Annotated in this window: 11 protein-coding genes; 8 read left to right on the top strand and 3 right to left on the bottom strand. The window is 69.7% G+C overall.

Annotation, left to right across the window (positions count from 1 at the left end; translation table 11 throughout):
* Positions 1-1,008, bottom strand: a 1,008-nt coding sequence (locus WBP48_RS14255; protein ID WP_424441417.1) for an SPFH domain-containing protein, incomplete at its 3' end; no start/stop codon positions are given.
* Positions 1,009-1,211: 203 nt separating this feature from the next.
* Between WBP48_RS14255 and WBP48_RS14250 the strand changes: the two genes are divergently transcribed.
* The 4 genes from WBP48_RS14250 to WBP48_RS14235 all read left to right on the top strand — a co-directional run bounded on the left by WBP48_RS14250 (position 1,212) and on the right by WBP48_RS14235 (position 6,050).
* Positions 1,212-3,068, top strand: a complete 1,857-nt coding sequence (locus WBP48_RS14250; RefSeq protein ID WP_424441416.1) for a substrate-binding and vWA domain-containing protein — start codon at positions 1,212-1,214, stop codon at positions 3,066-3,068.
* 9 nt (positions 3,069-3,077) lie between these two features.
* Entirely contained in the window at positions 3,078-4,085 is a 1,008-nt protein-coding gene (locus WBP48_RS14245; RefSeq protein WP_424441415.1) for a hypothetical protein, read from the top strand.
* Between the two features lie 81 nt (positions 4,086-4,166).
* Positions 4,167-4,562: a DUF4870 domain-containing protein gene (locus WBP48_RS14240; protein WP_424441414.1), complete on the top strand. Its 396-nt coding sequence runs from the start codon at positions 4,167-4,169 to the stop codon at positions 4,560-4,562.
* A gap of 102 nt (positions 4,563-4,664) precedes the next feature.
* Entirely contained in the window at positions 4,665-6,050 is a 1,386-nt protein-coding gene (locus tag WBP48_RS14235; protein ID WP_424441413.1) for a glycine--tRNA ligase, read from the top strand.
* A gap of 5 nt (positions 6,051-6,055) precedes the next feature.
* Here the strand turns inward: WBP48_RS14235 and WBP48_RS14230 are convergent, their stop codons facing one another.
* Entirely contained in the window at positions 6,056-6,472 is a 417-nt protein-coding gene (locus tag WBP48_RS14230) for a DUF1801 domain-containing protein (protein ID WP_424441412.1), read from the bottom strand.
* Between the two features lie 103 nt (positions 6,473-6,575).
* On the opposite strand from WBP48_RS14230, the gene WBP48_RS14225 reads away from it, so the two are divergent.
* Complete coding sequence (locus tag WBP48_RS14225; protein WP_424441411.1) at positions 6,576-6,785, top strand: type II toxin-antitoxin system VapB family antitoxin; 210 nt, start codon at positions 6,576-6,578, stop codon at positions 6,783-6,785.
* Positions 6,782-7,183 (top strand): type II toxin-antitoxin system VapC family toxin, encoded by a 402-nt coding sequence (vapC, locus tag WBP48_RS14220; RefSeq protein ID WP_424441410.1) that lies wholly within the window; start codon positions 6,782-6,784, stop codon positions 7,181-7,183. The genes WBP48_RS14225 and vapC overlap by 4 nt, the downstream gene beginning before the upstream one ends.
* 37 nt (positions 7,184-7,220) lie before the next feature.
* Here vapC and WBP48_RS14215 read toward each other — a convergent pair whose 3' ends face one another.
* A complete protein-coding gene (locus tag WBP48_RS14215) occupies positions 7,221-7,826 on the bottom strand; it encodes an HhH-GPD-type base excision DNA repair protein (protein WP_424441409.1) in 606 nt (201 codons plus the stop codon).
* 63 nt (positions 7,827-7,889) lie between these two features.
* Between WBP48_RS14215 and WBP48_RS14210 the strand changes: the two genes are divergently transcribed.
* Both WBP48_RS14210 and WBP48_RS14205 read left to right on the top strand, forming a co-directional pair.
* Positions 7,890-8,372 carry an SRPBCC domain-containing protein gene (locus WBP48_RS14210; protein ID WP_424441408.1) on the top strand — a complete coding sequence of 161 codons (483 nt, stop codon included), beginning with the start codon at positions 7,890-7,892 and terminating at the stop codon, positions 8,370-8,372.
* A gap of 526 nt (positions 8,373-8,898) precedes the next feature.
* The coding region (locus WBP48_RS14205; protein WP_424441407.1) for a protoporphyrinogen/coproporphyrinogen oxidase at positions 8,899-9,997 on the top strand (1,099 nt) is incomplete at its 3' end.

Below are 9,997 nucleotides of genomic sequence, written 5' to 3'. Positions count from 1 at the left end.
CTGGGCGCGCAGCCGCGTGGACTCCGCCTCCTGCGCGGCGATCTGCGCGCGGGCTTCGGCGGCCTTGACCTCGCCGTACGCGGCGGCATCCGCCGCCCGCTGGCGCTCGTAGAGTGAGGCGTCGGCGACCTTCTTGATGTCGGCATCCAACTGCGCCTGCTTGTTCTCGGCGCCCTGCAGCAGCACCGCCTGCTCGCGCTCGGCCCGGGCCAGGGCTTCGGCCTGCTGGGCCTCGGCACGGGCGCGGCCGACCTCGGCCGCCGCCGCCGCGGAGTTCTTGTCGAAAGCGGTCTGCTCGACGAGGTTCTGCTCGTCGGTCGCGATCTGGCGGGCGCGCACCTCGCGGGCGGCGTTGATGCGGGCGACGTCGGCCTCACGGCGCACGCGCTCGACCTCGGTCGCGCCGAGCGCGTCGATGTAGCCGTTCTTGTCGGTGATCCCCTGGATCTGGAACGAGTCGAGGATGAGGCCCTGCGCGAGCAGGTCGCCCTTGATCCCCTCGGCGATCTGGTCGGAGAGCTTCTGCCGGTCCTTCATGAGCTGCTCGACCGTCAGCGTCGCGACGACGCCGCGCAGCGCGCCCTCGAGCTGCTCCGTCGTGAACTGCTCGATCGCGCCGTCCTGCGACAGGAACCGCTCCGCGGCGCGGCGCACGAACTCGGGGTCGGAGCCGATCTTCACGAGCGCGACGCCCGACACGTTGACGGTGACTCCGTTGGATGCCTGGGCCGTCGGTTCCATCTTGATCTGACGCGCTCGGAGCGAGATCATCTCGGCGCGCTGTGTCAGCGGGTTGACGAGTGCTCCGCCGCCGGTGATGACGGAGATGCGCGAGGACTCGCCGCTCGCGCTCTTCTGGCTCTTGCCGACCACGACGAGGGCCTGGTCGGCCTTGGCGACCTTGTACCAGGCACGCACCATGATCAGGATGAACACGAGCAGGATGATGGCCGCGACGACCGCGATCGAGACGATCACGAGCGTGCCACCGGCGGCGAGGATGTCCACGAGCACTCCATTTCGACGGGATGGTCCGACGGGGGATGGTCCGACAGGGGGTGTCCTTCGACCGTAGCTCGCGACGGGCGCCGGCGCCTCCGTCGTCCGGGGGAGAGCCCGGGTTCCGTGATGTGATGCAGGGGCCGGATGCCGGTGCACGTGGCCCACGGAAACCCCGCTGCCATGGGGGCGCACTCAATTAGGCTGTGCGTATGAGGATCCGCGCACCGCGAGCGCACCGCCGCTCATCGTCACCGCGACCGAGCGCGTCACGGCGAGCGGGCGCTGCACTGCGCGCGAGCGCGATCCTGCTGGCCGTCCCGCTCCTGCTGACGGGCTGCTTCGGAGGCGGCGACACGGGCGGGAACGGCGGCGGCGGCTTCGCCGACGACGGATGCACGAGCGTCGTGGTGGCCACCTCGTCCGAGAAGGTCAACATGCTCGACGCGCTCGCCGAGGCCTTCAAAGAGTCGCCCGAGCACCAGGCGCTCGCCGAGTGCGCGACGGTGCGGCCGATCAATGTGTCGTCGGGGGATGCGACGCGCTTTCTCACGTCGGGCGACGAGTGGCCCGACGAAGACACGAGCCGCTGGCCGACGCTGTGGTCCCCGGCATCCACCGTCTGGACCGAGCGGGTCGCGGCCTCGGCATCCCCGGCGATCGTGGGCGAGCCCGTGTCGTTCACCCACACGCCGGTCGTCTTCGGCGTACCGGAGACGATGGCGAAGGCGCTGGGCTGGCCGGATGCCGAGATCGGCATCACCGATCTGGAACGGCTGTGCACCGACCCGGAAGGGTGGGGGAGCGTCGGCAAGCCGGTGTGGGGGTCGTTCAAGATCTCCAAGACCAATCCGAACACGTCGACGACGGGACTGTCGGCGATCCTGATGCAGGCGTACGAGGCGGCCGGTAAGACGAGTGATCTCACGCCGGACGACGTCGCGGCGGCATCCGACTTCTCGCGGGCGTTCGAGGAGTGCGTCATCCACTACGGCGACACGACGGGCAAGGTGCTGAAGACCCTGTACGACGATGCGCAGCACGGCGCCGGCGGCTCCGGATACGTGTCGGCGGTCGCGCTGGAGGAGACGTCGCTGCTCAACTACAACCAGGGCAACCCCGACTCGCACACGGTGCAGCCGGGTGAGAAGCTGACACCGCCGAAGGAGAAGCTCGTCGCGATCTACCCCTCCGGTGGGTCCATGTGGTCCGACAATCCGGTGACGGTGCTCGGCTCCGACTGGGTGACCGACGCCCAGCGCACCGCCGGTGAGGCGTTCGTCGAGTTCCTGGCCACAGAGCCGGCGCAGCGGATTCTGCCGGAGTACGGGTTCCGGCCGCTCGACGAGTCGGTGCCCCTCGGCGACCTGTTCACGGCGACGTACGGCGTCGATCCGGCGCAGCCGGCCGTGACGCTGCCCCGTCCCGACGTGGCGACCGTGTCGGCGGCGATCGACCAGTGGACGCAGATCCGCAAGCCCTCGTCGGTGCTCGAGCTCATCGACATCTCCGGCTCGATGGACGACCCGATCGGCGACGGCCGATCGCGTCTCGACGGCGCGATCGAAGGCGCGCAGTCCACGCTGGATCACTTCCGCAGCAGTGACGAGGTCGGGGTGTGGGCGTTCACGACCGACGTGCCGAACGACCTGATCGAGGTGCGCGACATCGCCCCGCTCGGCTCCGACCGCGAGTCGCTCGGCTCGTCGCTCGACGACCTGCGCTACGCGACGCGCAGCGGCACACCGCTGTACGACGCGGTCGCCGCGGCATACGACGCGATGCGGGCGCGCGCCGAGCCCGGCCGCATCAACGCGATCGTGCTGCTCTCGGACGGACAGGACACCGACTCGAACATCTCGCTCGATTCGCTCGTCGCGAAGATCGGCACCGACTCGCGCGAGGGCGGAGACGCGGCTCCCGTGCGTATCTTCCCGATCGCGTACGGCGAGGGCGCCGATACGACGGCGCTCGCCCGCATCGCCGAGGCGACCGGCGGGCAGTGGTTCGATGCGTCGGATGCCGCCAAGATCGACCTCGTGTTCGCGTCGGTCATCAACAACTTCTAGGCACTGACGATGGCTGCCGTGTTCGCGAGCTCCACCTGGATCGACGACGCCGGCGAGGCGCTCCAGGACGGCCACGTCTATCTCGCTCCCGGGGTGAACGCCTCGGGCCTCGCCGATGCGCTCGCCGCCCAGATCGGGGATTCGTCGATCGGCGTCGCCGTCTTCTCCGACGAGGTGCAGCTGCAGGGCCTGCGCGAGACCGAGGTCGTCGATCGGCTGCAGTCCGTCAGCGGCTACGACACGATCGTCATCGCGGTCGACGGTGACCTGTTCGCGGACTCGCAGACGCTGGGCTTCGAGCAGGCGATGACGATCGCGAACCAGGCCGAGCAGTCCGCGGGCGGCCTGCAGCCGGCCCTGACCCAGACCGTGCAGGAGATCGCTGTCGAGACCACGGAAGTGGACGCGCCGTCGGCATCCGGCGGCGGGGTCATTCTTGCGATCGTGATCGGCGTCGCGGTGCTGGTGGCCGCAGCGGCGACGACGTGGGGCGTGTTGCGCTCGCGGCGCCGCGGGCGAGGGAAGGAACGGGGGATGCCGGAGGGCGTACGTGCGCGGGTCGCCGCCCTGCGGGCGCTGATCCCCGCGTACGCGGCGGTGCGCAGCCCGATCGCGCAGCAGACCGCGGCCGATCTCGACGCCATCACGACGAACGTCACGGAGCTGTTCGCGCGCCTCGATGCCCGCACCGACACCGCCGGCCAGCGCGGAATGGCGGCGATCGAATACGACGAACGGCTGCGCAAGCTGCAGCTCGCACTCGACCGCGACTACCTGCTCGACATCCTCACGCATCCGCACCTGTGGGACGATCCGGACGAGCGCGTCGCCGAGGTGCGCCAGGCCGTCACGGCGGTCGCCGACGAGACCCTGGAGAATGTGCGGCAGGTCAACGCGCGGCGGGCGCTGCACTTCCAGGTATCGCTCGATGGCCTCATCGGCGGGCGCAAGGAACTGCGCGAATGGGATCGCGCGTTCGACAGCGCCGCCGACGACGGTGCGCCGCCGCGGGGGTGATCACGGCGCGGAGTCGAACCCCGCGCGAATCCTCCGGTTATCCCCCTGGGCGGGGCCCGGGCGCGGTTCTACGCTGAAGACATGACCACCCCTCCGAACCAGCCCCCGCAGCCGCCCTATCAGCCGCCTGCCGGCTATGCCGCGCCCCAGCCGCTCAGCCCGTCCGACGAGAAGATGTGGGCGACCCTCGTCCACGTCGGAGGCATCTTCTTCAACTTCCTCCCCGCGCTCATCGGCTACCTCGTCCTCAAGGATCGCGGTCCGTTCGTGCGCGCGCACACCGCGACGGCGTTGAACTTCCAGCTCACTATGCTCATCGCCCAGTTCGTGTCCGCGGTGCTGTGGATCGCGATCATCGGAATCTTCCTGACCATCGCGATCTCGATCGTGACGCTCATCTTCTCGATCATCGCCGCGGTCCAGGCGAACAAGGGCGAGTGGTACACGTATCCGCTGTCGATCAAGTTCGTCTCCTAGGGATCGATAGAATCGGGATCGATAGAATCGTCGGATGCCGTCGAGAGTCCTCGCCCCGGCATCCGTCTTCTTTTGCTCTCGCACCCGACCATTGGAGCCACCGTGGCCGAGCAGTCCCGTCTCGACAAAGTCATCGCCCTCGCCCGTCACCGCGGGTTCGTGTTCCAGGCCGGTGAGATCTACGGGGGCTCGCGCTCGGCGTGGGACTACGGCCCGCTGGGCACCGAGCTGAAGGAGAACATCCGTCGGCAGTGGTGGCAGACGTTCGTGCGCGGCCGCGGCGACATGGTGGGCCTGGACTCGTCGATCATCCTGCCCAAGCGGGTGTGGGAGGCGTCCGGTCACGTCGCGACCTTCGCGGACGAGGTCGTCGAGTCGACCGTCACCCACAAGCGGTATCGCGCCGACCACCTGTGGGAGGCGTTCCAGGCCAAGCACGGCCGCGACCCGCACAGCTGGGACGAGGTCCCCGACCCCGAGACGGGGCAGCGCGGAAACTGGACCGAGCCCCGCCAGTTCTCCGGTCTCGTGAAGACCTACCTCGGCGTCGTCGACGACGAGAGCGGCCTGTACTTCCTGCGGCCCGAGACCGCGCAGGGCATCTTCGTGAACTTCGCGAACGTGTTGACCGCGTCGCGCAAGAAGCCGCCGTTCGGCATCGGCCAGGTCGGCAAGGCGTTCCGCAACGAGATCACGCCGGGCAACTTCATCTTCCGCACCCGCGAGTTCGAGCAGATGGAGATCGAGTTCTTCACGCCGCCCGCCGAGGCGCAGCAGTGGTTCGAGCACTGGGTCGCCGCGTGCTGGGACTGGTTCATCGACCTCGGGATCGACCCCGAGAACATGCGCCAGTTCGACGTGCCCGAGGACGAGCGGGCGCACTACTCGGCAGGCACGATCGACTTCGAGTACCGCTTCGGCTTCCCCGGCAAGGAGTGGGGCGAGCTCATGGGCGTCGCCAACCGCACGGACTTCGACCTGTCTTCGCACATCGAGGCGTCGGGTCAGAAGCTCGGCTACTTCGACCAGGCCTCCGGCACGACCTACGTGCCGTACGTCATCGAGCCCTCGTTCGGTCTCACCCGCTCGATGATGGCGTTCCTCGTCGACGCCTACCGCGAGGAGCAGGTACCGAACGCGAAGGGCGGCACCGATACCCGCACCGTCCTGCGCCTCGACCCGCGACTCGCGCCGGTCAAGGTCGCGGTGCTGCCGCTGTCGCGCAACGAGCGGCTTTCGCCGCTCGCGCGTTCGGTGGCCGACGACCTGCGCGCGCAGGGCTGGAACGTCGACTTCGACGACGCCGGCGCGATCGGCCGGCGCTACCGCCGGCAGGACGAGATCGGCACGCCGTTCTGCGTCACGGTCGACTTCGACTCGCTCGACGACGACGCCGTCACCGTCCGCGACCGCGACACGATGGCGCAGCAGCGCGTGCCGCTGTCGGGCCTGGTGGCCTTCTTGGGCGAGCGGTTGCGCGGGGCGTAGTCGCCTCAGCCGGTGATGGTCACCGTGTCGTCGCGGCCGGAGGTCGTGGCGGCGTAGTCGGCCTCGAGGATGCCGCGGAGCACCGTCTCGTCGACCCGTTCCAGGTCCTTGAGGTAGAGGCATCCGACGCTCGCGGTGTGTGGGCCGAGACGCTCGAGCGCCTCGGTGTGGGCAGCCGTTTCGCCCAGGTAGACCGTCGAGGCCGCCTTGCGCGGTGCGAACGCGAGGATCGGCATGTCGCCCTCGCGGCCGGTCGCGTAGCGGTAGTGGCAACTGCCGAACCCGATGATCGTGCCCCACAGTTCCGGGTCGCGGCCGGTGATCTCGGCCATGAGCGCGATCAGGGTCTCGGCGTCGCGGCGACGGATCGCGGGCGTGACGCCGGCGACGAAGGCGGCGACGCTTCCTCCGGTGGGTTCCATGGGTTCCTCCTGCCCAATACGAAAGTCTCGCATCCCCGAGGCAGACTTTCTCGCCCCACGGCGCGGCGGCGCCAGGATACACCACAAGGTGTATCCTGGCGCCATGGCTCGAACGAACATCGATCTCGATGAGCGCCTCGTCACAATCGTGATGGACCGCTACAACCTGTCGACGAAGCGAAGCGCCGTCGACTTCGCGTTGCGCCAACTGGTGACCGAGCCCATGACACGCGAAGAGGTTCTGGCCATGCGCGGCAGCGGGATCGAGTTTGCGAACGATGAGCTCGAAGGCGATGAGGCCCCCGCGGAGTGATCGTCGACACATCGGTGTGGATCGAGTACCTCCGCCCCGGAGAAAGCATGGCGGGCGAGCACCTTGCCACGCTCATCTCCTCCGGGGCCCGCATCGTCGTCCCCGAGAGCGTGCTCATGGAGCTTCTGAGCGGACCTACGGACGAGGTGGTCGCTGCGAGAAGGCGGCGGATGCTGGAGGCGTTCGACCTCGCCCCTTTCGTGCCGCTCGCAGACAGCCTGCGCGCTGCGAGCCTGCAGCGGAAGTGTCGTCGCAGTGGAGAGATCGTGCGTAGTCTCGGCGATTGCCAGATCGCCGCCGTGGCGCTTCGTCTCGACCTGCCGGTCGTGCACCGCGACCGTGACTTCGAGGTGCTCGCGCGGAACAGCGAGCTTCGTACGGTGTCGTTGCTCGATTGAGCGCCCGCCGGCATCCGCGCCGTGCGGAGCAGGGCGGTCAGCGAGCCGCGGCGGTTTTCGCGGCGGTCTTCGCTGCGCGCTTGTGCTCGCGCACCGCGGCGAGCGAGGCGGGCGAGACGATGTCGGCGACGGAGCGGAAAGACCCCTCCTCGCCGTAGGGCGCTGAGGCCTCACGCCAGCCTGCGCCCGTGAAGCCGTACTGCTTGCCCAGCAGGGCGAGGAAGATTCTCGCCTTCTGATCCCCGAATCCCGGCAGCGCCTTCAGCCGCCGCAGTACGGTCGACCCGTCTGGGCCACTCCCGTCGTCCTCGTCGTCCGCAGGCCGGGTCCACAGCGCGGCGGCGTCGCCGCCCCAGTCGTCCACGAGCGCTTGGCACAGCGCCTGCACTCGCGCGGCCATCGACCCCGGAAAGCGGTGCACGGCGGGCGTCGTCTTGAAGACCTCGACGAGGGCATCCGGATCGAAGGATGCCAGGGCCACGGCATCCATCGACCCGGTGCGCTGCTGGATCTTCAGCGGCCCTGCGAACGCGGTCTCCATCGCGACCTGCTGGTCGAGGAGCATCCCGAGAAGCAGCGCTAGCGGGTTGTCGGACAGTAGCGCGTCGGCGGCGGCATCGTCGGTGATGTGCAGTTCTGGCATGCCTCCAGTGTGCCGTGCCTGCGTAGGGTGTGCAGGGGAACATCCGCCACGGGCTGGAGCCGCATGCCACTCATCGAGCGCGACACGAGCGCAAGCTCGCTGACGATTCGGTGGGCACTGCGGCATCCCGTCGCGGCGACGTGGTCACACCTGCGCGACCGGTCACGGCTGGGTGCGTGGCTCGGCGAGCCGATCCGGATCGATGGCGCCATCGGCGCGCTGATCGAGATCGACCACGGTCAGGGCTACGTGTGCCGGTCGCTCGTGAAGGCCTGCGACCCCGTGCACCACTCGTTCGTCGTCTCGTGGGAGTTCCCCGACGAGCACGAGACCGAGGTGGTGGTCGTCGTCGAGCCGTTGCGAGACGCGTCGGATGCCGCGCAGCTCACCCTCGTGCACCACGGGCTCGGCGGACTTCTCGATTCGTACGCCGACGGGTGGGTGACGCATCTGATGTTCTTCGAGGCGTCGCTCGACGGCGCGCCGCTGCCCCCGGAGGAGTTCTGGAGCCTCCACGCGACGGTTCGAGCCCTCGGTCTGCGATAGCTTGCGCAGCGGGCCGATATCCTTCTCGGAACCGCGGCCGGTCGACGTGCCGCCGTCATGCTCGACGGGCACGAGCTTCCGGCGCCGCAGCATCTCACAGCCGAAGTCGCCTCCGCCATCCGCGGATGGTCGCTCAGTCGACAGATCTGCGATGAGCAGGCTCTGCGCGCGGTTCGGGAGTTCGTCGCGCTCGACATCGAGCACGTGCCGATGGTGCAGATGCTGCCAGCCGCCTACGCTCTGCGGCACAACGTGAGCGCGTATGACGCGACGTACGTCGTGCTTGCTCGGGCAGCGCAATGCCGCCTGCTGACGCTCGATGCTCGCCTCGCCGCGCGTCCGCGGACTGCGCGCTGCTGCCATAGGGATCGAGCGAACTCGAGGCCGAGCGCCGAGCCGACGCGGGATGCCGCATGCACCGGCATCCGCCCGACCACATGCGTCGGGTCAGCTTTTCAGTGGCGCTGCCGCGCCGGGGGGCGGGAAAGGGGGCGGGGGCGGGGACGGTATGGGGGAGGATGGAGGGGTGTCCGACCCGGCCGATCTCGTCTCGCGCGCGCGTCGGGCGCACGTCGTCGTCGTGGGGGGCGGCATCGCGGGACTCGTTGCCGCGCTCGAATGCGCGAAGGTCGGCATCCGGGTCACGGTGTTGGAGGCGTCCGACCGGATGGGAGGAGGCGTCCGCACCGTGGTCCTCGACGGCATCGCGGTCGATCTCGTCGCGGATTCGTTCCCGCTCGATGCCGCCGTGCTGGGCGCTCTCATCGACGAACTGGGTTTGCGCGACGCGGTCGAACCCGCGGCATCCGACACCGTCGCCGTCGTTGCCGGGCCACCGGGCGCTACGCGCATCGCGCGGGTGCCGGCCGGGTTGGCGGGCATCCCGGCCAATCCGTGGGGGGACGATGCCCGGCGCATCATCGGCTGGCGCGGCGCCTGGCGTGCCTATCTCGACCGGCTCCGGCCGCCGCTGACGATCGGCCGGGAGCGCAGCCTCGGCGCGCTCGTCCGTGCCCGCATGGGCCCGCGCGTTCGCGATCGGCTCGTCGCCCCGCTCGCCTTCGGGCGGTTCGGGGTCGATGTCGACGATGTCGACGCGGACCTCGCCGTCCCCGGGCTCAGCACGGCACTGACGCGCGCGGGATCCCTCGTCGGCGCCGTCGGCCAGCTCATGCCGGAGGGCTCGGTCCCGGTCCGGGCGACCCTCCGCGGTGGGATGGGCCGTCTGAGTGAGGCGCTGGCCGCGCGCCTCGCCGATATCGGCGCCGATGTGCGCACCGGCGCCCGCGTGGTCGGCCTGGAGCGCGCGGGCACCCGATGGCGCGTGCGGATCGATGAGCCGGATGCTGCGCCCGCTGCCGGGCATTCTGCGGTGGTGTCGGTGGCGACGGATGCCGGGTCCGCGACGGATGCCGGGTCGGCGACGGATGCCGGGTCGGCGACGGATGCCGGGGTGACCGCCGACGTGGTGATCGTCGCCACCGATGCGGCGACCGCCGGGGTCCTGCTGTCGTCGGCCGGGATCGCGGTCGCGGTTCCCCACGTGCCGCAACGCGAAGTCGTCACCCTCGTCGTCGATGCCCCCGCCGGCACGGCGCCGGCGGCGACCACGATCTACGCGGCAC

Source organism: Microbacterium sp. (assembly GCF_049661145.1).
Lineage (GTDB): Bacteria > Actinomycetota > Actinomycetes > Actinomycetales > Microbacteriaceae > Microbacterium.
Note: the sequence above shows the minus strand (reverse complement) of the source record. Positions and strands in the feature narration are given on the sequence as shown.